At 73.3% G+C, this 26629-nt stretch carries 24 protein-coding genes, 1 tRNA gene and 1 other RNA gene; 6 read left to right on the top strand and 20 right to left on the bottom strand.

Annotation, left to right across the window (positions count from 1 at the left end):
* Nucleotides 1-2: 2 nt before the first annotated feature.
* The 5 genes from AB0G08_RS10295 to AB0G08_RS10275 form a co-directional block, all read right to left on the bottom strand.
* Nucleotides 3-1469, bottom strand: coding sequence for a magnesium chelatase (locus tag AB0G08_RS10295; protein WP_358085860.1), 1467 nt, complete (start codon nucleotides 1467-1469; stop codon nucleotides 3-5).
* 61 nt (nucleotides 1470-1530) lie between these two features.
* Complete coding sequence (locus tag AB0G08_RS10290) at nucleotides 1531-2604, bottom strand: hypothetical protein (protein ID WP_358085858.1); 1074 nt, start codon at nucleotides 2602-2604, stop codon at nucleotides 1531-1533.
* 77 nt (nucleotides 2605-2681) lie between these two features.
* Nucleotides 2682-3353, bottom strand: coding sequence for a response regulator transcription factor (locus AB0G08_RS10285; RefSeq protein ID WP_358085856.1), 672 nt, complete (start codon nucleotides 3351-3353; stop codon nucleotides 2682-2684).
* Entirely contained in the window at nucleotides 3350-4594 is a 1245-nt protein-coding gene (locus AB0G08_RS10280) for a histidine kinase (RefSeq protein ID WP_358085854.1), read from the bottom strand. The genes AB0G08_RS10285 and AB0G08_RS10280 overlap by 4 nt, the downstream gene beginning before the upstream one ends.
* 97 nt (nucleotides 4595-4691) lie before the next feature.
* Nucleotides 4692-5660 carry an aldo/keto reductase gene (locus AB0G08_RS10275; RefSeq protein WP_357867643.1) on the bottom strand — a complete coding sequence of 323 codons (969 nt, stop codon included), beginning with the start codon at nucleotides 5658-5660 and terminating at the stop codon, nucleotides 4692-4694.
* Between the two features lie 77 nt (nucleotides 5661-5737).
* Here AB0G08_RS10275 and mgrA point away from each other — a divergent pair, with 77 nt between their 5' ends.
* Complete coding sequence (gene mgrA, locus AB0G08_RS10270; RefSeq protein WP_358085852.1) at nucleotides 5738-6733, top strand: L-glyceraldehyde 3-phosphate reductase; 996 nt, start codon at nucleotides 5738-5740, stop codon at nucleotides 6731-6733.
* Nucleotides 6734-6757: 24 nt separating this feature from the next.
* Here the strand turns inward: mgrA and AB0G08_RS10265 are convergent, their stop codons facing one another.
* From AB0G08_RS10265 to AB0G08_RS10255, 3 genes are all read right to left on the bottom strand, one after another.
* A complete protein-coding gene (locus tag AB0G08_RS10265) occupies nucleotides 6758-7699 on the bottom strand; it encodes a phytanoyl-CoA dioxygenase family protein (RefSeq protein WP_358085850.1) in 942 nt (313 codons plus the stop codon).
* A 241-nt stretch (nucleotides 7700-7940) separates the two neighbouring features.
* Nucleotides 7941-8013, bottom strand: a tRNA-Ala gene (locus tag AB0G08_RS10260).
* Between the two features lie 86 nt (nucleotides 8014-8099).
* The gene (locus tag AB0G08_RS10255; RefSeq protein ID WP_357867705.1) at nucleotides 8100-8690 is read right to left on the bottom strand and encodes a YqgE/AlgH family protein; all 591 of its coding nucleotides are present in this window, start codon (nucleotides 8688-8690) and stop codon (nucleotides 8100-8102) included.
* 152 nt (nucleotides 8691-8842) lie between these two features.
* On the opposite strand from AB0G08_RS10255, the gene AB0G08_RS10250 reads away from it, so the two are divergent.
* Both AB0G08_RS10250 and mdlC read left to right on the top strand, forming a co-directional pair.
* The gene (locus tag AB0G08_RS10250; protein WP_358085848.1) at nucleotides 8843-9646 is read left to right on the top strand and encodes an S-methyl-5'-thioadenosine phosphorylase; all 804 of its coding nucleotides are present in this window, start codon (nucleotides 8843-8845) and stop codon (nucleotides 9644-9646) included.
* Nucleotides 9647-9693: 47 nt separating this feature from the next.
* On the top strand, nucleotides 9694-11289 hold the full coding sequence (gene mdlC / locus AB0G08_RS10245) for a benzoylformate decarboxylase (protein WP_358085846.1): 1596 nt from the start codon (nucleotides 9694-9696) through the stop codon (nucleotides 11287-11289).
* Nucleotides 11290-11341: 52 nt separating this feature from the next.
* Here mdlC and AB0G08_RS10240 read toward each other — a convergent pair whose 3' ends face one another.
* The 10 genes from AB0G08_RS10240 to pruA all read right to left on the bottom strand — a co-directional run bounded on the left by AB0G08_RS10240 (nucleotide 11342) and on the right by pruA (nucleotide 20395).
* Nucleotides 11342-12307, bottom strand: coding sequence for a hypothetical protein (locus AB0G08_RS10240; protein WP_358085844.1), 966 nt, complete (start codon nucleotides 12305-12307; stop codon nucleotides 11342-11344).
* Between the two features lie 39 nt (nucleotides 12308-12346).
* Nucleotides 12347-12817, bottom strand: a complete 471-nt coding sequence (locus tag AB0G08_RS10235) for a hypothetical protein (RefSeq protein ID WP_358085842.1) — start codon at nucleotides 12815-12817, stop codon at nucleotides 12347-12349.
* A 258-nt stretch (nucleotides 12818-13075) separates the two neighbouring features.
* Nucleotides 13076-13451, bottom strand: a transfer-messenger RNA (tmRNA) gene (gene ssrA, locus AB0G08_RS10230).
* Between the two features lie 105 nt (nucleotides 13452-13556).
* Entirely contained in the window at nucleotides 13557-14036 is a 480-nt protein-coding gene (gene smpB / locus AB0G08_RS10225) for an SsrA-binding protein SmpB (RefSeq protein WP_088979560.1), read from the bottom strand.
* Nucleotides 14037-14171: 135 nt separating this feature from the next.
* On the bottom strand, nucleotides 14172-15047 hold the full coding sequence (gene ftsX / locus AB0G08_RS10220; RefSeq protein WP_358085840.1) for a permease-like cell division protein FtsX: 876 nt from the start codon (nucleotides 15045-15047) through the stop codon (nucleotides 14172-14174).
* Nucleotides 15048-15112: 65 nt separating this feature from the next.
* Nucleotides 15113-15793, bottom strand: coding sequence for a cell division ATP-binding protein FtsE (gene ftsE, locus AB0G08_RS10215; RefSeq protein WP_089001878.1), 681 nt, complete (start codon nucleotides 15791-15793; stop codon nucleotides 15113-15115).
* Nucleotides 15794-15911: 118 nt separating this feature from the next.
* Nucleotides 15912-17033, bottom strand: a complete 1122-nt coding sequence (gene prfB, locus AB0G08_RS10210) for a peptide chain release factor 2 (RefSeq protein ID WP_357867726.1) — start codon at nucleotides 17031-17033, stop codon at nucleotides 15912-15914.
* A gap of 160 nt (nucleotides 17034-17193) precedes the next feature.
* Nucleotides 17194-17709, bottom strand: coding sequence for a PadR family transcriptional regulator (locus AB0G08_RS10205; RefSeq protein WP_357867729.1), 516 nt, complete (start codon nucleotides 17707-17709; stop codon nucleotides 17194-17196).
* Nucleotides 17710-17864: 155 nt separating this feature from the next.
* The gene (locus AB0G08_RS10200; protein ID WP_357867731.1) at nucleotides 17865-18668 is read right to left on the bottom strand and encodes a tryptophan 2,3-dioxygenase family protein; all 804 of its coding nucleotides are present in this window, start codon (nucleotides 18666-18668) and stop codon (nucleotides 17865-17867) included.
* 98 nt (nucleotides 18669-18766) lie between these two features.
* Nucleotides 18767-20395: an L-glutamate gamma-semialdehyde dehydrogenase gene (pruA, locus tag AB0G08_RS10195; RefSeq protein ID WP_358085838.1), complete on the bottom strand. Its 1629-nt coding sequence runs from the start codon at nucleotides 20393-20395 to the stop codon at nucleotides 18767-18769.
* 372 nt (nucleotides 20396-20767) lie between these two features.
* Here pruA and AB0G08_RS10190 point away from each other — a divergent pair, with 372 nt between their 5' ends.
* Entirely contained in the window at nucleotides 20768-21769 is a 1002-nt protein-coding gene (locus tag AB0G08_RS10190; RefSeq protein WP_358085836.1) for a hypothetical protein, read from the top strand.
* Nucleotides 21770-21807: 38 nt separating this feature from the next.
* Here the strand turns inward: AB0G08_RS10190 and AB0G08_RS10185 are convergent, their stop codons facing one another.
* Entirely contained in the window at nucleotides 21808-22317 is a 510-nt protein-coding gene (locus tag AB0G08_RS10185; RefSeq protein WP_358085834.1) for a hypothetical protein, read from the bottom strand.
* 215 nt (nucleotides 22318-22532) lie between these two features.
* Between AB0G08_RS10185 and AB0G08_RS10180 the strand changes: the two genes are divergently transcribed.
* Both AB0G08_RS10180 and AB0G08_RS10175 read left to right on the top strand, forming a co-directional pair.
* The gene (locus AB0G08_RS10180; protein ID WP_357867743.1) at nucleotides 22533-22760 is read left to right on the top strand and encodes a helix-turn-helix domain-containing protein; all 228 of its coding nucleotides are present in this window, start codon (nucleotides 22533-22535) and stop codon (nucleotides 22758-22760) included.
* Nucleotides 22761-22865: 105 nt separating this feature from the next.
* Nucleotides 22866-23462, top strand: coding sequence for an Rv3235 family protein (locus AB0G08_RS10175; protein ID WP_358085832.1), 597 nt, complete (start codon nucleotides 22866-22868; stop codon nucleotides 23460-23462).
* 96 nt (nucleotides 23463-23558) lie between these two features.
* Here AB0G08_RS10175 and secA read toward each other — a convergent pair whose 3' ends face one another.
* Entirely contained in the window at nucleotides 23559-26480 is a 2922-nt protein-coding gene (secA, locus tag AB0G08_RS10170; protein ID WP_358085830.1) for a preprotein translocase subunit SecA, read from the bottom strand.
* Between the last annotated feature and the right edge of the window lie 149 nt (nucleotides 26481-26629).

Below are 26629 nucleotides of genomic sequence, written 5' to 3'. Positions count from 1 at the left end.
GCTCAGGCCCGGCCGCCGTAGCGGGTCCGGCCGGAGTCGGTGACGTCCTTGCCGAGCCGGCGGGTCAGGTGCAGCCCCTCCAGGACGAACTCCACGCCGGCCGCGGCCTGCTCCGGGGTGGGCGCGTCGCCCAGCCCGAGCCGGTCGAGCGCCTTGGCCAGCCCGGGGACGGTGCCCACCTGGCGCAGCAGCTCGGCGGAGCCGACCAGCTCCCCGGTCTCGATCACCGCGTCCTCGTCGACCAGCGCGGTGAAGCCGGAGAGGTCCAGCCCGGCCAGCCGGGACCGGAACGTCTCGGCGGTCGCGGTCCGCAGCAGGTGGCCGAGGATCTCGACCTCCCGCCCCTCCTCGCCGCTCTCGAACTCGACCTTGCCGCGCAGGGTCGACGTCACCGGCACCGCGTCGCCGACCCGGGCGACCGGTGCCTCGGGGCGCACCCCGTCGGCCGGCTCCGTGCCGGCGGCGAGCAGCCCGGCGCGGCGCAGCGCGGCGGCGGCGACCGTCTCGGCGGCGGCGATGGCGAACCGGGCGGAGACCCCGGAGCGCGGGTCCACCGACGGCGACTCGCGCACCGCGCGGGCGAACCGCGCGAGGACCTCCAGCACGTGCTCGGGCACCTCGGCGACCAGGTCGGCCTCCTGCCGGATCAGCTCCAGCTCCAGGTCGAGGTCGACCGGGTAGTGGGTGCGCACCTCGGCGCCGAAGCGGTCCTTCAGCGGGGTGATGATCCGGCCCCGGTTGGTGTAGTCCTCCGGGTTGGCGCTGGCCACCAGGAACAGGTCCAGCGGCAGCCGCAGCTGGTAGCCGCGGACCTGGATGTCCCGTTCCTCCAGCACGTTGAGCAGCGCCACCTGGATCCGCTCCGCCAGGTCGGGCAGCTCGTTGACGGCGAAGATGCCCCGGTTGGTGCGCGGGACGAGACCGAAGTGGATGGTCTCCGGGTCGCCGAGGGTGCGCCCCTGGGCGATCCGGATCGGGTCGACGTCGCCGATCAGGTCGCCGACGCTGGTGTCCGGGGTGGCCAGCTTCTCGCCGTAGCGCATCGAGCGGTGCAGCCACGCCACCGGCAGGTCGTCGCCGGCCTCGGCGACCAACGTCCGCGAGCCCGGGGTGAGCGGGTGCAGGGGGTGCTCGTTGAGCACCGAGCCGACGATCACCGGCGTCCACTCGTCGAGCAGGCCGACGAGCGAGCGGATGAGTCGGGTCTTGCCCTGGCCCCGCTCGCCGAGCAGCACCATGTCGTGCCCGGCGAGCAGGGCCCGCTCGACCTCGGGCAGCACCGTGTCGTCGTAGCCGACGATGCCGGGAAAGCGGTCGGCGCCGGAGCGCATCCGGGCCAGGAGGTTGTCGCGGAGTTCCTGCTTGACCGTGCGGTACGCGTGGCCGGCCGCCCGCAGCTCGCCGAGCGTGCGGGGCAGGTCGGCCGGTGGGGCCGGGGTAACCGGGGAAGGCGCAGTCACCCGACCCACGCTAGCTCACGAAAGCGGGGACGCCCGGGCCGTCGACCGGGCGCCCCCGCCGGCGGGACGCTCAGCCCCGCCCGCAGCGCCGGCAGGCGCCCCTGCGGCGCAGGTGGTACGCGTACGTGGCGGCGCCGAGCGCGACGCCCCAGAACGGCCAGAGCAGCATCGGGGCGGTGGCCGCGCTCAGCCCGGAGAAGTCCCAGAAGTCCGGGGTGGCGAGCAGGCCGAGGGTCGCCGCGGTGACCGCCACCGCGACCAGCGTCGCCGGGACGACGGCCAGCCCGACCGGCACCGGCCGCCCGGCCAGACCGACCGTCCAGCGCGGGAACCGTTCCCCCCACCGCTGCACCAGCCCGAGGGTGAGCACCGCGCCCACCAGGGCGAAGCCGCCCAGCCCGGCTCCGGCCCAGACCAGCCCGGACTCGCGCATCTCGTCGAGGAACGACCGGTCGATGCCGAGCGGGACGCCGACCGCCCAGGCGAGCCGGGTGACCGCGTACAGGGCGGGGATGGTGGCCGCGGTCCAGGCCGCCACGCGCCCCCAGCGGGCGGCCGAGGCGGGCGAGGTCCAGCCGTGGTCGGCGCCGTCGCGTCCGCACGCCGGGCAGGCGCCGGCGGTGCGCCGGCGCCAGCGCAGCGCCGCCCCGGCCAGCAGCACCCCGCCGACCATGGCCGCGAACCGGGCGAAGAGCGCCCAGGTGAACACGTCGGCGTAGTCCACCGGCGGCCAGCCGAACGGCGCGCCGACGAGCAGGATCGGGGCGTAGCCGAGGATGGTCAGCACCCCCACGTCCGGCACGACGACGGCGAGCAGGAAGGCGACCGTCCAGGCGTACGCGAGCAGCAGGGTGCGCAGCGGCAGGGCCGGGCGGGGGGCCGGGCCGGTCATGGCGAGCGCGGCCACCGCGGCGCCGAGCAGCAGCACGGCGAACAGGGGTGGCCCGACGTCGGTCGGGACCAGCCGGAGCAGGTTGGCGTCGCCGCCGCGCGGATCGTTCGCCCCGAACGGGTAGCCGGCGCCGGTGACGGCGCAGACCAGGGCGAGCAGGCCCCAGAGGCCGAGCCAGCCGGCGGCCAGCGGGGCGAGCCGGTCGGGCCGGCCCGGGGCCGGGCGGTGGGTGGGAGCATCGGTCGTCGTCATGCTTCCCAGCCTCGACCGACGGGCCGCGCCCGCCCTCCCGTGCGGCGGTGAACCGGCTCCCCCGCGGGAGGGAACGTTCAGCCCGACGGGGTGACGAACCCCGACTCGTACGCCGCGATCACCGCCTGGGTGCGGTCGCGGACGCCGAGCTTGGCCAGCACGTTGCCGACGTGGGTCTTCACGGTCTCCACCCCGACCACCAGGTGCGCGGCGATCTCCGGGTTGGACAGCCCGGTGGTCATCAGCCGGAGCACCTCGGCCTCCCGGTCGGTGAGCCGGGCGGCGGCCAGCCGGTCGGCGCCCCGCCCCCCGTACGCCCCGGCGAGGCGGCGGATGGCGGCGGGGAAGAGCAGCGACTCGCCCCGCGCGACCACCCGGACCGCCTCCACCACCTCGGCGGGCCGGGCCCGCTTGAGCAGGAAGCCGCTGGCCCCGGCGCGGAGCGCGTCGTAGACGTGCTCGTCGTTCTCGAACGTGGTGACCACCAGCACCCGGGGCGGGTCGGCGGAGGTGGCGAGCAGCCGCCGGGTGGCCTGGATGCCGTCGATGCCGGGCATCCGCACGTCCATCAGCACCACCCGGGGGCGCAGCCGGGCGACCAGCGGCGGCACCTCCGCGCCGTCGGTGGCCTCGCCGAGCACCCGCAGGTCGGGCTGGGCGTCGAGGATCGCCCGCAGCCCGACCCGGATCAGCTCGTCGTCGTCGACGATCAGCACGCCCGTGGTCGTCGTCGCGGTTCCGGTCGTCATCGGGTCCCCTCGTACGGCAGTCGCACCCGGATGCGCCAGCGGTCGCCGTCCGGCCCGACGGTGAGCCGGCCGCCGAGCAGCAGCACCCGTTCCCGCATCCCGTCCAGGCCCCGACCGCCCCGCCCCGGGTCGGCGCGGCGTCGCCGGCCCACCGCGTTGTCCAGCTCCAGCTCCAGCGCGTCGGCCCGCACGTCGAGGCGCAGCGCGACCGGTCCCCGACCGTACCGGGCCGCGTTGGTCAGCCCCTCCTGGACGATCCGGTAGCCCTCCCGGGAGACCGCCGCCGGCAGGTCGGCCGGGTCGCCGGTGCGCCGGGCGTCGACCGGCAGGCCGGCCGCGCGGGTGTCGGCCACGAGCCGGTCCAGGTCAGCGAGCGTACGCTGCGGCGCCGGCGCGGCCCGCCGGCCGTCGGGCTCGCGGAGCAGCCCCAGCACGTGGTCCAGGTCGTCCATGGCCCGCCGCCCGGCCTCCTCGATCGCGCCCAGCGCGCGCCGGACGAACTCCGGGTCCCGGTCGAGCAGCTCGCGGGCGGCCCCGGCCTGGAGGGTGGCGACGGTGAGGGCGTGGCCCACCGAGTCGTGCAGTTCCCGGGCCAGCCGGTTGCGCTCGGCGAGCCGGGTGGTGCGCGCCTCCAGGGCCGCGATCCGTTCCGCCTGGGCCGGGCCGAGCAGCACCGGGGCCATCGACACCGCCAGCGCGCCGAGCCCGGCCACGGCGTAGCCGAGCGCCACCAGCACGACGATCCCGGTGAGGGTCAGCCAGCCGGTGTCCCGCCCGTCGAAGGGCCCGAAACGGTCACCGCCGGTCAGCTGGGTGTCGAGGCCGAACTGCTGCCCGATGAAGGCCAGCGCCATCGGCACGGCGCTGAACAGGGCGGCCACCACGAGCCCGCCGCTGACCAGGTGCAGCCCGATCCAGAGCGCCGAGCGCAGCCGGGTCTCCCGGTCGACGGCGTGCCCGGGCGGCGGGTCCGGCAGGTCGACGCCGAGCAGGGCCCGCGCGGCGGCGATCTCCAGCGCCCGGGGACCGTCGAGGAAGACCGGGACCGCCGCGATGGTGGCCGCGACGCCGAGCAGGGCAAGCACCAGCGGCCGGGGCACGTCCGAGCGGGTCAGCATCTGGGCGAAGGCCACCGCCAGCAGCACGTACGGCAGCACGAGCACCCCGCCGAGCAGCAGGAACACGCCGCGCCGCCAGGTGCTGCCGGCCACCAGCGGGGCGAGGACCGTGCTCGGTTTCACCCGCCCATTCTGTCCCGGTCACGCCCCGCGCCGACTCCCCCGCGTCGGGGAGGTCGGCTGGTCGTCGAGGATCAGCGCGGTGACGTCGTCCATCGGCTCACCGTCCGGCGCGGGCCCGGAGCAGGCGGGGCGCCGCCGCGAGCCCGGTGATCGGGCGGAACTCCCTGGCCGCCCGGGCGAGCGCGGCGTGTTCGTCGTCGGCCAGGTCGATGTCGGCGGCCGCCGCGTTGCGTTCGACCTGTTCCACGCCGGACGCGCCGGGGATGGCCAGCACGTTCGGGTGGCGCAGCAGGTAGGCCAGGGCGATCTGGCTGGGGGTGGCGTCGTGCGCGTCGGCCACCTGCCGCAGGGTGTCGATCAGCGTCGCGCCGCGCTCCAGGTTCTCCGGCAGGAAGTACGGGTTGGCCCGGCGCACCGCCCCGCTCGGCGGGTTCTTCGCGTCGTACCGGCCGGACAGGAAGCCCTGGGCCAGCGGGCTGTACGCGATGACCACGCGGCCGGCCTGCCTGGCGTACGGCAGCAGGTCGTGCTCGGGCCCGCGGTCGACCATGCTGTAGCGGACCTGGTTGCTCAGCACCCGCCGGCCGAGTGCCGCCTCGGCGACCTGCCAGCGGCGCAGGCCGTAGTTGCTGACGCCGACCTCGCCGACCAGCCCGACGTCCTGCAACGCGCGCATGCCGCGCATGGTGGTGTGGTCGGCGACCAGCGGGTTGGCCTGGTGCACCTGGTAGAGGTCGAGGTGGGTGACGCCGAGCCGGGCGGCCGAGGCGACTGCCCGCTGCTGCACCACCGGGGCGACCGGCAGGATCGGGAAGATCTTGGTGGCGAGCACCACCTTCGGCCGGTCGTCGCCGAGGGCCTCCCCGAGGATCCGCTCGCTGCGGCCGAAGCCGTACAGCTCGGCGGTGTCGAAGACGGTGATGCCGAGGTCGACGGCGCGCCGGACGATGTCGGCCGCCCGGCGCTCGTACTCGGGGCCGTAGCCCCACTCCCGGGACCCGAACTGCCAGGTGCCGAGGCCGATCTTGGAAAGGGGCTTCGGGGTGTCGAGCGGGACGAAACGCATGGTCCCGAAACTACCCCGGCGTCCGTTGCCGCAGGCCCGTTCGCCGGGCACGCCCCGCACCGGCGGGGATAGGGTCGGTGACCGTGACCTACCTCGCCGCGGATGAACGCTACGACAAGATGACCTACCGGCGCAGCGGGCGCAGCGGGCTGCGGCTGCCCGCGATCTCGCTCGGGCTGTGGCACAACTTCGGCCCGGACCGGCCGTACGAGCGGCAGCGGGACATCGTCCGCCGCGCCTTCGACCTCGGCGTGACCCACTTCGACCTGGCCAACAACTACGGGCCGCCGCCGGGCGCCGCCGAGGAGAACTTCGGCCGGATGCTCGCCACCGACCTGCGGGCGTACCGGGACGAGCTGGTCGTCTCCACCAAGGCCGGTTACCTGATGTGGCCCGGCCCGTACGGCGAGTGGGGCTCCCGCAAGTACCTGATCTCCTCGCTGGACCAGTCGCTGCGCCGCCTCGGGCTGGACCACGTCGACATCTTCTACTCGCACCGCTTCGACCCGGACACGCCGCTGGAGGAGACGATGGGTGCCCTCGACGCCGTCGTCCGGGCCGGCAAGGCGCGCTACGTCGGCGTCTCCAACTACGACTCGGCGCAGACCGAGCGGGCCGCCGCGATCCTGCGCGACCTGGGTACGCCGCTGCTGATCAACCAGCCGTCGTACTCGATGCTCAACCGCTGGACGGAGGACGACGGCCTGCTGGACACGCTGGAGCGGGTCGGCGCGGGCTGCATCGCGTACAGCCCGCTCGCCCAGGGCCTGCTCACCGACCGCTACCTGGGCGGCATCCCCGAGGACTCCCGGGTGCGGACCAGCGTCTTCCTCAGCGAGGGCGACCTCGGCGAGGAGAAGCTGGCCACCATCCGGGCACTCGGCGCGGTCGCCGAGCGGCGCGGCCAGTCGCTGGCCCAGCTCGCGCTCGCCTGGGCGCTGCGCGACCCCCGGATGACCAGCCTGATCATCGGGGCGAGCAGCGTGCCGCAGCTGGAGGCGAACATCGCCGCCCTGGACAACCTCGACCTCACCGCCGAGGAACTCGCCGAGATCGAGGGCCACCTCGGCTGACCCGCACCGCCTCCGGCGCCGGCGTCAGTAGATGTCGGCGTACGGCGACGCCCGGGAGAACGCCCTGAGCGCGTCGAGGTCGTAGCCCTCCTCGAAGTTGGTCAGCTCCGTCAGCAGGTCCTCCGGCTCGTACCGGTACCGGCCGGCCCAGGTCTCGAACGACTCGACCTGGGCCGGGTCGGCCCCGCTGAAGCAGCGGTAGCCGCGCGGCGAGTTGCGGATCACCTCGTCGACCGCCGGGGCGAACCGGATGTCGATGTTCCACCGGATGCGGTCCGACACGTTGGGCGTCGAGCGGTGCAGCGTGGTGTCCGTGAAGATCACCACGTCGCCGGGCTCCATCCGGGCGGTGCTGACCGGGCCGTCCCCGAGGGCCGCGTCAGACGTGCCGTACTCGCCGTTCGGCAGGCGGTCACGGGGGATCCAGCCCCGGGTGTGCGAGCCGGTGACGAACTGGAGGCAGGCGGTGTCCTCGTCGACGGGCACCAGCGGGATCCACACCGACAGCAGCGGCCCGACCGAGGGGTCCCAACCCTTGTAGTAGTAGGCGTCCTGGTGCCAGGCGACCTGCTGGGTGCGGCCGTGGGGGTCGCGCGGCCGGGCGTTCCAGACGCCGTGCGCGTAGACCTCGTCGCCGATCAGGCTGCGCACCGGGCCGAGCAGCTCGGGGCTGCGCCACAGGTCGTACACCGGTCGGCCCACCAGGATCCGCCGCCAGGCGGCCGGCACGCGGACCTGGCTGGACTCGATCAGGCGCAGGTAACGCTGGTCGTACGGCAGGTCGGCGAAGGTCTCGGTGACCCCGCCCCGCTGCTGCCACTGTCGGGCGAGGTGGTCGACGACGCGGCTGAACGAGCCGTGCAGCGCGTCCAGGATCCCGACCGGGAGCACGCCCCGCAGGATCAGGTGCCCGTCGCGCCGGAACTGATCCAGTTGCTCGGCTGTCAACGCGTGGGGGTGGTCCACCATCGGCTCCTTCACTGGCCGCACGGGATCGGGCCCAGCCACCGGGCGGGGAAAGGCCTCCAGTGTGGCGATCGTGACAGAAGGCCCGAGGTGCGACAACGCCTCATTCATGCGGAGGAGCCCCTATTCCGGTCGCGCCTCGCCGACCGGCGGCACGAGACGACCAGGAAACACGAGACCGACCAGGAAAAGTCGAAAGCCCTGGTGCGGGATGACTCCCGCACCAGGGCTTTCGCAAGGGTGGAGCCGAGGGGACTCGAACCCCTGACCCCCACACTGCCAGTGTGGTGCGCTACCAGCTGCGCCACGGCCCCTTGCCTCGTCCCGGTCACCCGGGCACGAGAGAACTATACACAGCGCCCCCCGCATGGTCATCTCGCGGGGGCCACCGGCCCGCGGCTCAGTTCAGCGCCACGTCCGGCGGGAAGTGCGCGACCGCCGCCATCATGCCGCCCTGGCGGCGCAGCACCATCGGCCACAGGTCGTCCGGCCGGTCGACGAAGGCGTCACCGGGCAGCGCGTCCAGCACGAACCAGGAGCCGTCCTCGATCTCCTGCTCCAACTGACCCGTGCCCCAGCCGGAGTAGCCGGCGAAGACCCGGATGCCGGTGATGCCCTCCCGCAGCCGCCCCGGGTCGACGGAGAGGTCGAGGGTGCCGACCGCCCCGGAGACCTGGTGGAACCCCTTGAGCCGCTGCACCGGGTTTCGCATCCGGGCCAGGCAGATCGCCGAGTCGGGCTGCACGGGGCCGCCCTCGAAGAGCACCGCCGGGTCGCGGGCCAGGTCGCTCCAGTCGCCGAGCACGTCGGCGACCGGCACCTCGGTGGCCCGGTTGAGCACCACGCCGAGGGCGCCGCCGGGCTCGTGCGCCACCAGCAGCACCACCGTACGGTCGAAGTTCGGATCCTTCAGCGCCGGTGTCGCGACCAGCAGCCGTCCGGTCATCGACCCCGTCGCCCGCCCGCCGATCGCCTGCCCCTCTCCCTGCATGCCGGACACCCGGTCAGACCGACCCGACCGGGACGCCCGGGGGCACCGGTGCCATCCGCGCTGTGAACGCCATGCCTGGCACCATAGCTTGCCCCCGGGGCGGTGGCTAAGGTCTGACGGTCGGTTGATCGAGGACACGAGGGGAGGGCCCGATGGGTCCCACGGCGGAACTCGCGGTGATCGGTGGGTCCGGGCTCTACGCGCTGTTGGACGGCGCGACCGAGCACGAGGTGGAGGCGCCCTACGGGCCGCCGTCCGACGCCGTCACGATTGCCGAGGTGGGCGGCCGGCGGGTGGCGTTCCTGCCCCGCCACGGCCGGGACCACCGCCACCCGCCGCACCTGATCCCCTACCGGGCCAACCTCTGGGCGCTGCGCTCCCTCGGCGTACGCCAGGTGCTCGCCCCCTGCGCCGTGGGCGGCCTGCGGCCGGATCTCGGTCCGGGCACGTTCGTGGTGCCGGACCAGCTGGTCGACCGCACCAGCGGGCGGGCGCAGACCTACTACGACCGGGGCGCGGTGCACGTCTCCTTCGCCGACCCGTACTGCCCGACCGGCCGCCGTACGCTGCTCGCCGCCGCGGCCGGCCGGGACGTGCCGGCGGTGGACGGCGGGACGGTGGTGGTGGTCGAGGGCCCGCGCTTCTCCACCCGCGCCGAGTCGCGGTGGTACGCCTCGATCGGCGGCACGGTGGTCAACATGACGGGCCATCCGGAGGCGGTGCTGGCCCGCGAGCTGGCCCTCTGCTACTCGTCGATCGCCCTGGTCACCGACCTCGACGCGGGCGTGGAGGGCGGCGGCGCGGTGACGCAGGAGGAGGTGTTCCGGGTCTTCGGGGAGAACACCGACCGGCTGCGCGGCCTGCTGCTGGAGGCCGTCGCCGCGCTGCCGGCCGAGCGGGACTGCGCCTGCGGGAGCGCGCTGGACGGCATCACCCTTCCCTTCGCGCTGCCCTGAGGCGAAAGGCCCGGCTCGCCCGACCTGCCCCGATAGATTGGGGGGCGATGGCAACGGTCCGCGACACCACGTACGACCTGCTCCGGGCCCTCGGCCTGACCACCGTCTTCGGCAACCCGGGCTCCACCGAGGAGCCGTTCCTGCGGGACTTCCCGGACGACTTCCACTACGTGCTCGCCCTGCACGAGGCGTCGGCCGTGGGCATGGCGGACGGCTACGCGCAGGCCACCGGCCGGCCGGCACACGTCAACCTGCACACCGCCCCCGGCACGGGCAACGGCATGGGCAACCTGGTCACCGCGTGGCACAACCGCACCCCGCTGATCGTCACCGCCGGCCAGCAGACCCGGGAGATGCTGCTGATTGAGCCCCGGCTGACCAGCCGGCGGGCCACCGAGCTGCCCCAGCCGTACGTGAAGTGGAGCCACGAGCCGGTGCGCGCGCAGGACGTCCCGGCGGCGCTGATGCGGGCGTACGCGACGGCGGTGCAGCCGCCCGCCGGGCCGGTCTTCCTCTCGCTGCCCCTCGACGACTGGGCGCAGCCGGCCGACCCCCCGCCGGCGGTACGGACGGTGGCGACCCGGTTCGCTCCCGACCCGCACCGGCTGCGCGAGTTCGCCGCCGTGCTGGCCGTCAGCCGCGCGCCCGCGCTGGTGCTCGGCGCGGCCGTGGACCGGGCCGACGGCTGGCCCGCCGCCGTGGCGCTGGCGGAGCGGCTCGCCGCGCCGGTCTGGTCGGCCCCCGCCCCGGAGCGGGCCGCCTTCCCCGAGGACCACCCGCACTTCCGCGGGGTGCTCCCCTTCGCGATCGGGCCGCTCTCCGAGGCGCTGGACGGCCACGACACCGTGCTGGTGGTGGGGGCGCCGGTGTTCCGCTACTACCCGCACGTGCCGGGCGACCACCTGCCCGCCGGGGCCCGCCTGCTGCACGTCACCGACGACCCGGACGAGGCGGCCCGGGCCCCCGTGGGCGACAGCCTGCTCGGCGACGCCGGACTGGCCCTGACCGCCCTGGTCGACCTGCTCCCGGCGGCGGACCGGCCGGCGCCGCCGGCGCGCCCCGACCCGCCCCCGCCGGCGGACGGGCTGCCGCTGGCCCCGGACGCCCTCTTCGCGGCCCTGGCCCGGCACTGGCCCGCCGACGGCATCCTCGTCCAGGAGTCGCCCTCGAACCTGCCGGCGCTGCGTCGCCGGCTGCGCAGCACCCGCCCCGGGTCGTACTTCACGATGGCCAGCGGCGGTCTCGGGTACGGCCTGCCGGCGGCGGTCGGCATCGCGCTCGCCCAGCGTGACACCGGCCGCGGCCGGCCGGTGGTCGCGGTCATCGGCGACGGTTCGTTCCACTACTCCGTGCAGGCGCTCTGGACCGCCGCGCGGCTGCGCCTGCCGCTGGTCGTGGTGGTGCCGGTCAACCAGCAGTACGCCATCCTGAAGGCCTTCGCCGACTTCAAGGACACGCCGGGGGTGCCCGGGCTGGACCTGCCCGGGCTGGACATCACGGCGATCGCCCGCGGCTACGGCTGCGCGGCCACCGTCGCGGAGACCCCGGAGCAGTTCGGCGAGGCCCTGACCGCCGGGCTGCGCGCGGACGGCCCGACGGTGCTGCCGGTGCCGGTCAGCACGGAGGTCCCCCGGCTCCTGTGAGCGCTCCCGGCTGGGCGCCGGGTTCGGCCGGTCACTACCCGCTCCCGATCGGTCAGGTCGTCGCGAGCCGCAGCGGCGCGCCGGTGAGCACGTCGAGGACCGGCCGGCCGCCCAGCGGCGCCTTCAGCGTGGCGGTGACCGGTTCGATCTTCAGCATCGCGTTGCACACGCCGGTGGCGGTGACCACGCTGCCGCCCACCACCACGACGTCGTCGCGTTCCTGCACCAACGGCGTGATCCCGGTGTCGCAGCTGCCCACGCCGAGCCGCCAGGTCAGCTCCGCGCCGTCCACGGACTGGACGTCCTGGGCGCCGACCACGCCCTCCGGGGCCGGGCGGGCGGGTGGGGCGGGCTCGGGCGGGGCGGTGACGGCCTGCGGCGCCACGGCGAGCCGGGCCACCGGCGCGGCGAGTTCCTCGACGGTGAAGAGCCACGCCGGCACCTGCGCCTCGCCCCGGCTGGTGCGCACCGGCGCGGTGCCCAGCTTCACGGCCGTGACCGTCAGCGGGACGCAGGCGGTCTGCGGGGCGCTGCTCACCGGGCCGTCGGGCCCCGGCTCGATGGTGGGACCGCCACCGGGAAGCTTCGGCCCGGCGGGGTCCCTGGGGCGTCCGGGACACGGCGCCGGCTCCCCCCGGTCGAGCTGCCCGTACGCGGTGGCGGCGTCGACCAGCGGGACGGTCAGCGTGCCGTCCGGGAACCGGATGGTGCCGTCGGCGGGCTTCGCTTCCGGCAGGGCGACCTGGTCGCGGTACCAGCCGCTGTGGAAGGCGACCTTGGTCTCCTCGGTGAAGCCCGGGTCGCCGACCAGCACCGTCGGGTCCTGTAACGGCACGTAACCGGACTTCCACGCCGGAGGCGGTCGCCACGCGTCGGCCACCTCGGTGGCCCGTTGGGCGAAGGCGTCCCGGCGCGGGTCGGAGTCGCCCGGGCCGTCGGCCGGGTCGGAGCCGGCCGGCGCGCACCCGGCGACGATCATCAACAGCGGAAGGCCCAGCAGGGCGGCGGTACGGCGCATGTGGGTTGGACGCCGGCACGCCCACGCCGGTTCCCGCCGTCAGGTCTCCCCGCCCAGATCCGTCTCGTACGCCTCCCAGAGCAGGTCCGCGCCGCGCTGCCGGTGCCCGGCGAGGGCCCGCAGCAGGTGCGCGGCCAGGTCGAGGAGGTTCTCGACCGAGGCGTCCGGCGCCTCCGCGGCCTGCTGGAGGGCGCTCAGCGCGGCGGCGATGGCGACGTGCTCGTGGGCCAGCAGTCGCACCCCGCGTTCCAGCCGGGGCGCCTGGCCGAGCAGTTCGGCGTAGAGGCCGGCGGGTCCCTCGGTGGCCCGGACGTGCTCCGCGAAGCCCCGTCGCACGGGCCCCAGCCCGACGAGGAAGCGTTCCCGCCAGCGCGGTTCGGCCGGCGCGACGGCCAGGGCCCGGGCGAGCGGGTGCAGCTCCCCGAGCGGGGTGACGGGGGGCCGGCGCGCGGCGGGCGGCCGGAGCCCCCCGGAGAGGGTGGGCGGCTGCTGGATCGGACCGGTGACCATGGGCACCTCCCGCGTCGCGTCTGACCGCGTACAGCGATGGTGGACCCGCCGCCTCCGCCCTGTCCAGAGGCGGTGCGGCCTCATCCGCCCCGGCAGTCCCGTCCGTCCCAGGGGACCCACCGGCCTCACGCCGCGCCCGCCCGGCGGCCTCGCCGGTTCTCCCCTGCCGGCAGGCCGGTCCCGCAGCCACGACGGCCGGACGACCGGCCCCGGAGACGGCGATGCGCCCCGGTCCGTGGACCGGGGCGCATCGTCTGGTGGTGGAGGTGCCGGGAATCGAACCCGGGTCCTTCGCCGGTTTGTCAGGGCTTCTCCGAGCGCAGCTCGCTATGCCTCTACTCGGCCCCACCGCTCACGCGAGCAAGTTGGTGTGACGGGCCCAGTCGCTGATTGATCTCGCCGCACGGACCCCGCGACCGGGTCCGATTGGCCAGCCTTCTAGCTGATGCCGGCTAACTGGGTCGAAGGCGCTCCCAGGCCGACAGACTCACTACTCGCCTCAGGCGGCGAGAGCGAAGTCAGCGCGATTGTTCTTGGCGCTTATTGGTTTCCGACGACCGATTCTCGAGACGACGTCGGCTTCCTCGGCTCGCTTCCCCTGTCGCTGCGTACGAAGTCGAAACCAGTCACCCCCTCGACAGGCCGCCGATGTGGCGGCACTGACAAGCGTAACGCCTGCCGCAACGGGTTTCATCCCGAGCCCCGGGGGCGGCGAGCCGACCGGGACGAATGCGACAACTCAGTCGTCCATTCCCTTGCCGCGCCGGCCGGCGACCCGGGCGATCTCCCGGTCCGCGTCCCGCTTGGCGAGGTCCTGTCGCTTGTCGTACGACTTCTTGCCCTTCGCCAGGGCGATCTCCACCTTCGCCCAGCCGTCGGAGAAGTAGACCTGCAACGGCACCATGGTCAGGCCGCCCTCGCGGGTCTTGCCGATCAGCCGGTCGATCTCCAGTCGCTTGAGCAGCAGCTTGCGGGTCCGCCGGGGCTCGTGGTTGGTCCACGTGCCCTGCGTGTACTCGGGGATGTGCATCCCGTGCAGGTAGAGCTCGCCGTTGCGCTCCTGCGCGAACGCGTCGACCAGCGACGCGCGCCCGGCCCGCAACGACTTGACCTCGGTGCCGGTCAACGCCATGCCCGCCTCGTAGGTGTCGAGGATCGCGTAGTCGTGCCGGGCCTTCTTGTTGGAGGCGACGACCTTGCGTCCCTTTTCCCGTGGCATCGGCGCCACCCCCTTCCGGTGATCCGCGCCGGACGTGACCGGCCGCGGGGCGGGGATCATGCTACCCGAACGACAAGGACCCTCCCGCGCCGTTTATTCCTGGCGCGGAAGGGCCCTTGTCGAGCCGTACGGGCGTCAGACCCGCAGGTAGAAGCGGAGCGTGACCCAGGCGGTGACCGCGCTGACCAGGCCGCCGACGCCGGCCATCAGCGGGAACATGAACAGGATGTCGCCCCAGCTCACCGGCGAGAGCAGGCCCTGCAACGCCTGCAACGACCCGTCGAAGAGCAGGTACTTCGCCGCGATCAGGGCCACCAGGCCGAGCAGCGAGCCGATCAGGCCGGCGACCACGGCCTCCAGCACGAACGGCGCCTGGATGAACCAGTTCGACGCGCCGACGAGCTTCATGACCGCGACCTCACGCCGCTTGCTGTACGCCGCCACCTGGATCGTGTTGGCGACCAGGAGCAGCGCGGCGACGGCCATCACGATCGCGGCGGCCAGGGCGATGTTCTGGATCGAGGTGAGGATGTCGAAGATCTTGTCCAGCAGCCGGCTCTGGTCGACGATCTCGTCGACGCCCTCGGCGTCCTTGTACTGGTCGTAGATGCTCTTGTACTGCTCCGGGTTGTTCAGCGTGAGCCGGAACGACTCGGGCAGGCTGTCCGCCTTGACGGCGCTGAGCAGGTCCGGCGCGTCCTGGAACATCTCCTGGAAGCGCTTGTACGCCTCGTCCTTGTTGACGTAGAGGCTCTCCTTGACCAACGGGTCGCCCTCCAGCTTGGCGGCCAGCGCGTCACGCTGCTCGGGGCTCACCTCCTGGTCGAGGAAGATCGAGACCTGGATGTTCTTGTAGTAGAGGTCCTTCATGTCGTCGACCTGGCGGTACATGAGACCGCTGGCGCCGAGCATGGTCAGCGAGACCGCCATCGTGATGATCATCGCGATGGTCATGGTCACGTTGCGCCACAGTCCGACCAGTACCTCGGACAGGACGTATTTCACGCGCATCGGGATTTCCTCCGGGTCTCCGGCATGAGGTGTTCGTCGTCAGGCTGCGCAGGGGTGGCGTCGGCTCAGCCGTAGACGCCGCGGGCCTGGTCGCGCACGATGCGGCCACTCTCGATCTCGATGACCCGGCGGCGCATCTGGTTCACGATGTTGGAGTCGTGCGTGACCATCACGACGGTCGTGCCGGTGCGGTTGATCCGGTCCAGCAGGCGCATGATCTCGATCGAGGTGTCCGGGTCCAGGTTTCCGGTCGGCTCGTCCGCGAGCAGGATCAGCGGACGGTTCACGAACGCCCGGGCGACGGCGACCCGCTGCTGCTCACCACCGGAGAGCTCGTGCGGGTAGCGGTGCTCCTTGCCACCGAGTCCGACCAGCTCCAGAACCTCCGGCACGACCCGGCGGGCGACCGCCTTGGTCTTGCCGATCACCTCGAGGGCGAACGCCACGTTCTCGTACGCGGTGCGGTTCGGCAGCAGCCGGAAGTCCTGGAACACGCAGCCGATGGAACGCCGGAAGTGGGGTCGCTTCCAGGAACGCATCGACGTGACGTCCTTGCTGTTGACGACGACCCGCCCCTTGTTGGGCGAGACCTCGTGCAGCAGCAACTTGATGATGGTGGACTTGCCGGAGCCGGATGGACCGATGAAGAAGACGAACTCGCCCTTCTCGATCGAGACGGACACGTTGTCGAGCGAAGGCCGGGACGCCTTCGGGTACGTCTTCGTCACTTGCTCAAGCTGAATCACGGGTGGTGAGTCTACGCGGTGTAACCGGGGAGCCAAGTGCCACGCCCCGCCGTTGCGCGGCGCGTCATCCAATTCGGGCGCACCGGGGAGATCGACGACGCGCTCCGCCCACGGTCGATCACGCAGCGTCGCCGGCGAGCTGCTGCTGCTTGCGCCACCGGATGCCCGCCTCGAGGAACTTGTCCAGGTCGCCGTCGAAGACCGCGGTCGGATTGCCCGTCTCCTGCTCGGTCCGGAGATCCTTCACCATCTGGTACGGGTGCAGGACGTACGAGCGCATCTGGTCGCCCCACGAGCCGGCGGCGTCGGTCTTCAGGCCCTGCATCTTGGCCTGCTCCTCCTGGCGCTTGCGCTCCAGCAGGCGGGCCTGGAGCACCCGCAGCGCGGACGCCTTGTTCTGCAGCTGGGACTTCTCGTTCTGGCAGGTGACCACGATGCCGGTCGGGATGTGCGTGATCCGCACGGCGGAGTCGGTGGTGTTGACGCTCTGCCCGCCCGGACCCGAGGAGCGGTAGACGTCGATCCGCATCTCGTTCTCGGGGATCTCGATGCTGTCGGTCTGCTCCACCACCGGCAGCACCTCGACGCCGGCGAAGCTGGTCTGCCGGCGACCCTGGTTGTCGAAGGGGCTGATCCGCACCAGCCGGTGGGTGCCGGACTCGACGCTGAGCGTGCCGTACGCGTAGGGCACCTTCACCGTGAAGGTGGCCGACTTCAGGCCCGCCTCCTCGGCGTAGGAGGTCTCGTAGACCTCCGTCGGGTAGCCGTGCCGCTCGGCCCAGCGCAGGTACATCCGCAGCAGCATCTCGGCGAAGTCCGCCGCGTCCACGCCGCCGGCGCCGGCCCGGATGGCGACGAGCGCCTCCCGGGAGTCGTACTCGCCGGAGAGCAGGGTGCGGACCTCCATCTCCTCGATGGCCTTGCCCAGCCCGGCGATCTCCGTCTGGACCTCGACGAGCACCCCGGGGTCGGATTCCGCCTCGGCCAGCTCCAGCAGCACCTTGGCGTCGTCGAGCCGGGAGCGGAGGCTGCCGAGCTTGCTGATCTCGCCGTTGACGTACGACAACTGCGAGGTCACCTGCTGGGCCTTCGCCTGGTCGTCCCACAGGTCGGGCGCGGAGGCCTCCTGCTCCAGGCGGTCCTTGTCCTCGCGCAGCCGGTCGATGTCGAGCACCGCCTCGATGTTGCGCAGGGTGGCGTCGAGGTCCTTGAGCTGTTCGGCGTAATCGGCAGCGGTCACGACAGACAAGGGTACTGCGCGGGCGAGGAGTGAGCTTGCGAGCCCCGCAGTCCCGGGCCAAAAAGGTGCAGCGCGGGCGAGGAGTGAACCTGTGAACCCCGCAGTCCCGAGCCGAAAAGATGCAGCGCGGGCGAGCAGCGAACCCGTGGGGCGGCGATGATCAGCCGACCGGGGCGCTCTTGAGCCAGGTCAGGGCGGCCTTGTGGTAGGCGACGGCGAACTCCAGCGCGCTGGCGTCGTACGCGTCGCCCTCCTTCTTGGCGTTCTTGACCTGCTCGCGGACCTTGGCCAGGGCCTCGGTGTGGTATTCGTTGGCCGCCGCCTGGAGGTTCTTGAGCTGGCTGGCCGAGTGCAGCTCGCCGAAGGCGATCCGCAGGGCGATCGGGTTGCGGATGGTGTCCCGCCCCGGCTCCTCCGCCAGCCAGCGGGAAAATGTCCGTTTCCCCGCCGCGGTGATCGCGTACGGCTGGCTGGAGCGCGGGCCGGGCTTGCCCATCCGGACCAGGCCCCGCTCGGCCAGGACCGGCAGCTCCCGGTAGACCTGACTGCGCGTCATCGACCAGTACGGCGCCAGCCGGCGCTCGGCGGCGGCCATCAACTGGCCACCTGTCATGGGGCCCTCGTGGAGCAGCCCGAGCAGGGCCGCCGCCGTGGGGTTGACTCCGGAATCCGCCATGCCCCTCACGCTGCCACTTTGCCGACGCGGCGTCCAGGATTTGGCATTTTCGCCACCCGGTCGGGTTCCTATGTGCACTGTCGGCGCGAGACAGTCCGCCGGGGAGGGGCGGACGGTGTCCCCCGGGGAGGCGCGGGACACCGTCGCCGGGGTGGTCACAGCCGGCTGCGCAGCTCCCACAGCTCCGGGTAGAACCGGGTCTCCACGCGGGAGCGCAGGTACGCCCCGCCGGCCGAGCCCCCGGTGCCGGGCTTCGTGCCGATCTGCCGCTCGGCCATCAGCACGTGCCGGGCCCGCCACAGCGAGAACGCCTGGTCGTGGGCGACCAGCGCCTCCGCGAGGTCCCACAGCGGCCCGAACCGCTCCCGGTCCCCGGCGATCGTGGCGTACGCCGCGAAGCGCGCCTCCTCGTCGGCGACGTCGAAGCCGGCCCGGCCCAGCACGGCCAGGAAGCCGTCCCAGAGGCTCGGCTCGGCCAGCCGCCGCTCCAACCGCTCCCGCTCGGCGTCGGGCAGGCCCCGGAAGCGGCGCAGGTAGTCCGGGTCCTTGAGGCCGGAGAGGAACTCGATCTCGCGGAACTGGGCGGACTGGAAGCCCGAGGCCGGGGCGAGCTTGGTGCGGAAGGCCAGGAAGTCCTGCGGGGTCATCGTGTCGATCACGTCGACCTGACCGATCAGGACCCGTTCCACCACGTGGCAGCGCTCCAGCCGCACCCGGGGCAGGTAGGTCTCGCCGGCCAGCAGCCGGTCCCGGGCGTCGGTCAGCTCGGCGAGCAGCAGCTTGAACCACAGCTCGTAGACCTGGTGGATGGTGATGAAGAGCAGCTCGTCGTGGGAGGCCGGGTCGGACTCCGGCACCTGGGCGGCCAGCAGGTCGGCCAGCCGCAGGTAGTCGGTGTAGGTGAGCAGGCCACCCTGCTCGCCGAAGTGGGGATCCTGCGCGGGGGTGGGGTGGGTCACAGCGGCCACGGTACCGCCGCCCGGCCGCCCTCGCCTCTCCCGCCGCGGGCGCGCGAAGGGCCCTCTCCCATCGACGGGAGAGGGCCCTTCCGCACGCCTCAGCCCATGTGGGGGTACGTGTGGTCGGTCGGCGCGACGAAGGTCTCCTTGATCGTCCGGGGCGACATCCACCGGACGAGGTTGTGCCAGGAGCCGGCCTTGTCGTTGGTGCCGCTGGCCCGGGCGCCGCCGAAGGGCTGCTGCCCGACCACCGCGCCGGTCGGCTTGTCGTTGATGTAGAAGTTGCCGGCGGCGTACCGCATCTTCTCGGCCACCGCGTCGACCACCCGGCGGTCCGTCGCGAAGATCGACCCGGTCAGGGCGTACGGCGCGATCGACTCGGCCTGGCCCACCACGTCGTCGAAGCGGCCGTCGTCGAAGACGTGCACGCCGAGGATCGGCCCGAAGTACTCGGTGGTGAACGTCTCGTGCGCCGCGTCGGTGCACTCGAAGAGCGTCGGCCGGACGAAGTACCCCACCGAGTCGTCGGCGGTGCCGCCGGCGAGGACCCGGCAGGCGTCGTCGCCGGCGATCAGCTCCAGCGCGGCCGTGTGCCGGTCGAACGCCCTGGCGTCGATCACCGCGCCGCCGAAGTTGCCGAAGTCGGTGACGTCGCCGTAGGTGAGCGACTCCGCGGTGGCGGCGAGCCGGTCGCGCAGCCCGCCCTCCCACAGCGAGCGCGGGACGTACGCCCGGGACGCCGCCGAGCACTTCTGGCCCTGGTATTCGAAGGCGCCGCGGATCAGGGCGGTGTGCAGGGCGTCGACGTCGGCGCTGGTGTGCGCGACGACGAAGTCCTTGCCGCCGGTCTCGCCGACCAGCCGGGGGTAGCCGCGGTAGCGGGAGATGTTCTCGCCGACGGTCCGCCACAGGTGCTGGAAGACCTTGGTGGAGCCGGTGAAGTGGATGCCGGCCAGGTCCGGGTCGGCGAGCACGACGTCGGAGACCTCCTCGCCGCGCCCGGTGACCATGTTGATCACGCCGGGCGGCAGGCCGGCCGCCTCGAAGAGCCGCATGGTGAAGTGCGCGGCGAACTGCTGGGTCGGGCCCGGCTTCCAGACCACGGTGTTGCCCAGCAGGGCCGGCGCCGAGGGCAGGTTGCCGGCGATGGCCGTGAAGTTGAACGGGGTGACCGCGTAGACGAAGCCCTCCAGCGGGCGGTGGTCGAAGCGGTTCCACACCCCCGGCGACGACATCGGCTGCGCCTGGAGCAGCTCCCGCGCGAAGTGCACGTTGAACCGGAGGAAGTCGATGAACTCGCAGGCCGCGTCGATCTCGGCCTGGATCACGGTCTTCGACTGGCCGAGCATGGTGGCGGCGTTCAGCGTGTCCCGCCAGGGGCCGGCGAGCAGCTCGGCGGCGCGCAGGAAGATCGCGGCCCGCTCCTCGAACGGCAGGGCCCGCCACATCGGGGCGGCGTCCTTGGCGGCCTTCACCGCGGCGCGGGCGTCGTCGTGGGTGGCGTGCGCGGTGACGCCGAGCACGTGCGCGTGCCTGTGCGGCTGCACCACGTCGATCGACTCGCCGCCGGCCATCCGCTGCTCACCGGCGATGGTCATCGGCAGGTCGATCCGCTCGGCGGCCAGCTCGGTCAGCCGCCGCTGGAGCCGTTCCCGGTCGGCACTGCCAGGCTCGTAGTTGCGCACCGGCTCGTTGCGCGGCTCGGGTACGGAGAACACGGCGTCCATCAAGGCTCCTGGCGATCTCGACAGCGGTGGCGAAACCGGACCCGCGGGCACCGGCCGGACGGCCAGCGCCGACGCCACGCCGGGTTGACCGGTCGCGGCTGCGGGACCTCCCCCGATTCTTCCACGACCCACCCCCGCCGCCGCCCCACCCATGCCCGCCGCCTCCGCCCTCCCGTCGGCCCCACGACCGGGTCCGTCGATGAGGGGTCCGCCCTCCGGGAACGGCGGGCTGGCGACCCGATGCCCTCGGTCGGCAGTCGGGGCGGTGGGGGCGTGGGGCGGGCGACGGGGGGTGGGGGTGGCGGACGCGTACGCTGGGTGGCCGGTGAACTGCCGGCCCACCGGGGCCGGGCGTCCGTCGGAGGGAAGACGATGACCAAGCAGCCCGGCGGCTCCGCAGCCGCGGAGTCGGACCGGCCGGCGCCGGCCGCCGACGCGCACGACGGGCCGGCTCCCGCGCTCGCGCCCGGGGCGCCGGTGCTCGCGCTCCTGGCGCTGGGGTGGCTGGCCGCGATGCTCTGGTCGACCCGCGAGGTGATCAGCTCGGCGGCCGCCGGGCTCACCGCCATCAGCCTCTCCGCGTTCGCCCTGCCGGGGGTGATCTCGGCCGCGCTGGTCGCCGGCGCCGGCTTCGCGCTCCTCGGCGTCGACCTGCTCGCCCGCCGGGGCAGCGACCGGGTCACCCTGCGCTTCGTGGCGGCGATCGGCGCCGGCCTGCTCGTCGGGCTCGCGGCCGCGTTCGCGATCAACCTGACGTACGCCGACAACGCGACCACCAACGTGATCGCCGGCACCACCGCCGCCGCGGCGACCATCGGCGGGGCCGTCGCCGGCGCCCGCAGCGGGCCCGTGGTCGGGGCCGTGGTGGCCGCCGCCCTCGGCACGCTGGTCTTCGTGGTGGCCTTCAGCCGGGCCCGCGACCCGCTCTTCGACCTGTTCGGCGGCGGCGACTCCCAGGAGTCGCTGCTCAGCGCGGCGAAGTGGGTGTCCCGCACCGAGTCGCTGCTCGCCGGCCTGGTGGCCGGGCTGCTGGCCTTCGCCTACCTGACCCTGGCCCGCCGTCGGGCCGCCCGGCGCGACGCGTCGGCGCCGGCGCTGCGCTGGCCCGCCTACCTGCTGGCCGGGGCCGGCCCGGGCCTGCTCCTGCTCGTCGCCGAGGTGATCATCCGGGTCGGCGGGCGGTCCCTGCTCGACCTGGCCGGGGCGCTGAGCGAGGCGGACGCGGTGGCCCAGACCTCGCTGGGCACCTCCCGGATGGACAACGGCATCTGGGTGCTCTTCGTCGGCGCCCTGACGGCGATGATCGCCTTCGGCCGCACCCTGGGGCCTGCCCACGCCGACGACGACCCGGCCGAGGCCGCGCCCACCCGCTGACCTCGGCGCCGTCCCGCCGCCGACGGCGGCGGGCGGGGTCAGGAGGTGGCGCGCAGCAGCAGGTCCAGCTCGGTGACGTCGTACCACTCCAGCTCGTGGTCCTCGGCGCCGTCGACCGTGAACTGCGCGTCCGGGTCGCCGGCCAGGGCCTCGGTGACCACCTCCACCGCGGCGGAGACGTCCTCGACGGCGTCGGCGCCGTCCACGTGGACGGCCGCGACGGCGCCGACCGGCACGGGGTCGCTCAGCTCGACCGCGCTGGAGCCCAGCTCCGCGTCGCCCCGGCGCACGGCCCAGGCGGGCAGGTCCACCGAGACGACGACCCGGCGGCGGGGCGCGGCGGGGTCGGCCCGGAGCAGCTGCAACGCGTCCTGGGCGGCCCGGGTGAAGGCGACGTACTCCAGCTCCTCCTCGTCGCCCTCGGCGTACCACTCCCGCAGGGTGGGGGTCACGGCGTGCGCGGCGGCCACCGGCAGCCCGGGGCCGCGCAGGAGGGTCAGCATCGGGACGGTCGCCGGCACGTACACCCGGACAAGTTCCTCGGTCACCGGTCGTCTCCCCCGCTCAGGTCCTGCGCCGGCCTCCGCCGGTCCCGGCCGATCATGCCCTATGCCGTGACCGTCATACACCGCGCACCTTACGGGCGGAAGCGTCCCGCCGGTGTGTCCCGGGGGCGTGTCGCCGCAGGTCGCGCCCCGGCGGCTGGGCCGCGTCGGTGGTCGGTGGCAAACTGAACCAAACGACGCCAACCCCGGGGGTTTTCGTGGAGCCGAGGTTCCTGCTGCTCTCCGACGTGGCCACCGAGCTGAACGTGTCGGACTCGCAGGTCTACCACATGGTGCGCAGCGGCGAACTGCCCGCGATCAAGATCGGTGGGCGGGGCCAGTGGCGGGTGGAACGCGCCCGGCTGGAGGAGTACATCGAGCGCAAGTACGCCGAGACGGCCGAGTGGGTGCGGAGCAACCCGCTGACGGAGCGCGACGCCGAGTAACCGGACCGATCCGCACAGGCATTGACCGTGCGCTGCGCCGTGCCCGAGAATGGAGCTCATCGAAGGCAAACGAAAGCAAACGCAGGAACAACGGGAGGTTCACCGATGACCGACCCCCGCCGCCCCGGGCCGGCGCGGCCTCCCGTCCGGCTGCGCCCCGCCCCCTCGTTCGAGCCCCCGTTCACCGACGACGACGCCGCCCACTGGCCGGCCCCCGGCCACGCCCAGCTCGTGCTCGACCTGTTCGAGCCGGCCCGGCGCGAGGCCGACCGGCCACCGGGCCGACGGCAGCGGCCGGCACCGACCGGCCCCGCTCGGCGCCCCGCCGCCGCGCTGCCCCTGGACGCGCTGGTGACCGCCACCCCCGAGGCGACCCGGGCGGCGCACCGCTTCGTCTGCACCTGCCTGGAGGTGCTCAACGGCTACCGCCCGCCCGGGCAGCTCAGGCCGCTGCTCGACCCGGCGCGGGCGGCCACGCTGCTGCCCGAGCTGGCCCGCGCCGCCGCCCGCTCCGGTCCGGTCCGCCGCCGGTCGACTCGGCCGGCCGTACGGCTGCGGCGGCTGCGGGTCTGCGAGCCGCGCGCCGCCGCCGTCGAGGTGGCCGCGGTGCTGGCCGGCGCGGGCGGGCGCACCTGGGCGATGGCGCTGCGCCTGGAGCACCGCCGGGGCAGCTGGCTCTGCACCGCCCTCCAGGTCCTCTGAGACGCAAGCGAGCCGCTGAGACGCAAGCGAGCCGCGGTCGACGAACGACCGCGGCTCGACTGCTCCGGGCGGGCGCGGGGCCCGCTCAACTACTGGTCACGCACCGCCGTTGGGGGAGCCGTGGCACCGCTTGTACTTCCGGCCGGACCCGCACGGGCACGGCGCGTTGCGGGACGGGCCGTTGCCGGCCTCCGCCTGCCCCGGCGCCGCCCGCCGGGTGTTGCCGGCCGGGACGCCCGGGCCACGCAGGCCCGTCGCCGGTCGCTGCGGCGCCGCCGGAGCGGTCGTCCCCGGCGCGGCCGGGGCGGCCGGGGCCGGGCGGCCGACGCCCAGCGCCGGCGCGTGCTCCTCGGCGCGCTCGACGGCCACCGCGCCGGCGCCGGCCTCGCCGTCGATGGTCGGCGCGGAGTACTGCAGGCCCTGCTGCTGCGGCGTCCGGCCCAGGCCCTTGGCCCGGATCTCGACCGGCTTGTCGAGCAGCTGGACCTCCTCGGCCTCGGGCTCCGGCTCGTTGACCTGGACCTCGAGGTTGTAGAGGAAACCGACCGTCTCCTCCTTGATGCCGTCCATCATGGTGGCGAACATGTCGAAGCCCTCGCGCTGGTATTCCACCACCGGGTCGCGCTGGGCGTACGCCCGCAGGCTGATGCCCTCCTGGAGGTAGTCCATCTCGTAGAGGTGCTCGCGCCACTTGCGGTCGATGACCTGGAGCAGGACCATCCGCTCCAGCTGGCGGGTGCCCTCCTCGCCGAGCTGCTCCTCGCGGCGGTCGTACGCGGCGTGCGCGTCCTCCTTGAGGCGGGAGAGCAGGAAGTCCGCGTCGATGCCGGCACGCGAGCCGCCGGCCTCCTCCTCCAGCTCCTCGATCGTCACGCCGACCGGGTAGAGCTGCTTGAGGCTGGCCCAGAGCTGCTCCAGGTCCCAGTCCTCGCCGTAGCCGTCGGAGGTGGCCCCCCGCACGTACGCCTCGACGACGTCGTCGATCATGTTGCGGACCTGGTCGGAGAGGTCCTCGCCGTTGAGCACCCGCAGCCGCTCGGCGTAGATCACCTGGCGCTGCTTGTTCATGACCTCGTCGTACTTGAGGACGTTCTTGCGGATCTCGGCGTTCTGGCCCTCGATCTGGGCCTGCGCGCTCTTGATCTGCTTGGTGACCATCTTCGACTCGATGGGCACGTCCTCCGGGATGTTGAAGCGCTCCATGACCGCCTCGACGGCGCCGGAGCGGAAGCGCTTCATCAGCTCGTCCTGGAGGGAGAGGTAGAAGCGGGACTCGCCGGGGTCACCCTGGCGGCCCGACCGGCCGCGCAGCTGGTTGTCGATGCGGCGCGACTCGTGCCGCTCGGTGCCCAGCACGTAGAGGCCACCGGCGGCGGCGACCTCCTCCGCCTCGGTGTCGCAGGCCTGCTTCCACTGGGGCAGGACCTCCTCCATCGCCTTGGCGTACTCCTCCTCCTGCTCGACCGGGTCGAGGCCGCGCTGGCGCAGCTCGTTGGCGGCGAGGAACTCGGGGTTGCCGCCGAGCAGGATGTCGGTGCCACGGCCGGCCATGTTGGTGGCGACGGTGACGGCGCCCTTGCGGCCCGCCTGGGCGACGATCTCGGCCTCGCGGGCGTGGAACTTGGCGTTCAGCACGGAGTGCGGAATGCCGCGCCGGCGCAGCAGCTGGGAGATGATCTCGGAATTCTCCACCGAGACGGTGCCGACGAGCACCGGCTGACCCATCGCGTGCCGCTCGGCGATGTCCTCCACCACGGCGTTGAACTTGGCCTTCTCGGTCTTGTAGATCACGTCCGGCCGGTCCTGCCGGACCATCGGCCGGTGGGTCGGGATCGTCACGACGCCGACCTTGTAGACCTTGTTGAACTCGCCCGCCTCGGTCTGGGCCGTGCCGGTCATGCCGGAGAGCTTCTCGTAGAGGCGGAAGTAGTTCTGGAGGGTGATGGTGGCCAGGGTCTGGTTCTCCTGCTTGATCTCCACCCCCTCCTTGGCCTCGATGGCCTGGTGCATGCCCTCGTTGTAGCGGCGGCCGTGCAGGATGCGCCCGGTGAACTCGTCGACGATCAGGACCTCGCCGTCGCTGACGATGTAGTCCTTGTCGCGCTTGTAGAGCTCCTTGGCCTTGATGGCGTTGTTGAGGTAGCCCACCAGCGGGGTGTTGACCGACTCGTAGAGGTTGTCGATGCCCAGCCGGTCCTCGACCTTGGCCACGCCGCGCTCGGTGACCGCGATGGTGCGCTTGGAGTGGTCGACCTCGTAGTCGCCCTCGCCGTCCTTGCCGGGCTGGAGCCGGGCCACGACGCCCGCGAACTCCGAGTACCAGCGGGCGGAGTGCTCGGCCGGGCCGGAGATGATCAGCGGCGTGCGGGCCTCGTCGATCAGGATCGAGTCGACCTCGTCGACCACCGCGAAGTTGTGGCCGCGCTGGACCAGCTCCTCCTTCGACCACGCCATGTTGTCGCGCAGGTAGTCGAAGCCGAACTCGTTGTTGGTGCCGTAGGTGATGTCGCACTCGTAGGCGGCCCGGTGCTCGGTGGCCGGCCGGTTGGGCAGCACCACGCCGACGGTGAGGCCGAGGAACTCGTGCACCCGGCCCATCCAGGCGGCGTCACGCTGGGCCAGGTAGTCGTTGACCGTGATGACGTGCACGCCCTTGCCGGAGAGCGCGTTGAGGTAGACCGGCATGACCGAGGTCAGGGTCTTGCCCTCGCCGGTCTTCATCTCGGCGATGTTGCCGAAGTGCAGCGCCGCGCCGCCCATCACCTGGACGTCGTAGGGTCGCTGACCCAGCACCCGGGCGGCCGCCTCGCGGCACACCGCGAACGCCTCCGGCAGCAGGTCGTCGAGGGTCTCGCCGTCGGCGAGCCGCTCCTTGAACTGGTCGGTCATGCCGCGCAGCTCGTCGTCGGTGAGGTTGACGTAGTCGTCCTCGATCGAGTTGACGGCGGCGGCGATGGCCTTCAGCCGGCGCACCATACGGCCCTCGCCCGCGCGGAGGACCCTTTCCAGAATCGACACGGATCAACGCTCCCCTAGACAGTCTCGACCCATCGTAGGCGCTTCGTCGGCGCGATGGTCACTGGTGGCGGCCCTCCGAGCCGGCGAAACCGACATAACACGCTGGACTCGCGCCGCCCCGCCGAAATCCGGTTACGCCGTCCGCGAAC

This window comes from Micromonospora sp. NPDC023644, assembly GCF_040640115.1.
GTDB lineage: Bacteria > Actinomycetota > Actinomycetes > Mycobacteriales > Micromonosporaceae > Micromonospora.
Note: the sequence above shows the minus strand (reverse complement) of the source record. Positions and strands in the feature narration are given on the sequence as shown.